Origin of the sequence: Enterobacter sp. IF2SW-B1 (assembly GCF_001743375.1) — a bacterium.
Classification (GTDB): Bacteria; Pseudomonadota; Gammaproteobacteria; order Enterobacterales; family Enterobacteriaceae; genus Enterobacter; species Enterobacter bugandensis.
In genome coordinates, this window is record NZ_MJAA01000071.1 from 1 (window position 1) to 764 (window position 764).

A 764-nucleotide genomic window follows, 5' to 3' on the forward strand; every position below is an offset into this window, starting at 1 on the left:
TGGGAGTGGGTTGCAAAAGAAGTAGGTAGCTTAACCTTCGGGAGGGCGCTTACCACTTTGTGATTCATGACTGGGGTGAAGTCGTAACAAGGTAACCGTAGGGGAACCTGCGGTTGGATCACCTCCTTACCTTAAAGAACCTGCCTTTGTAGTGCTCACACAGATTGTCTGATGAAAAGTAARCAGCAAGGCGTCTTGCGATTGAGACTTCAGTGTCCCCTTCGTCTAGAGGCCCAGGACACCGCCCTTTCACGGCGGTAACAGGGGTTCGAATCCCCTAGGGGACGCCACTTGCTGGTTCGTGAGTGAAAGTCACCTGCCGTCATATCTCAAAACTGACTTGCGAGTCATGTTTGAGATATTTGCTCTTTAAAAATCTGGATCAAGCTGAAAATTGAAACGACACATCTTTAATGGTGTGTTCGAGTCTCTCAAATTTTCGCAATCATGAAGTGAAACATCTTCGGGTTGTGAGGTTAAGCGACTAAGCGTACACGGTGGATGCCCTGGCAGTCAGAGGCGATGAAGGACGTGCTAATCTGCGAAAAGCGACGGCGAGGTGATATGAACCTTTGACCCGTCGATGTCCGAATGGGGAAACCCAGTGTGWTTCGWCACACTATCGTTAACTGAATACATAGGTTAACGAGGCGAACCGGGGGAACTGAAACATCTAAGTACCCCGAGGAAAAGAAATCAACCGAGATTCCCCCAGTAGCGGCGAGCGAACGGGGAGCAGCCCGGAGTCTGAATCAGCTTGTGTG

Annotated in this window: 1 tRNA gene and 2 rRNA genes; all 3 read left to right on the forward strand. The window is 49.9% G+C overall.

The features are described from left to right. A 16S ribosomal RNA gene (locus tag A6013_RS23760) occupies positions 1–129 on the forward strand; the annotation flags it as partial. Between the two features lie 85 nt (positions 130–214). Further along, positions 215–290, forward strand: a tRNA-Glu gene (locus A6013_RS23765). 184 nt (positions 291–474) lie between these two features. Then, positions 475–764: ribosomal RNA gene (locus A6013_RS23770) — 23S ribosomal RNA — on the forward strand; the annotation flags it as partial.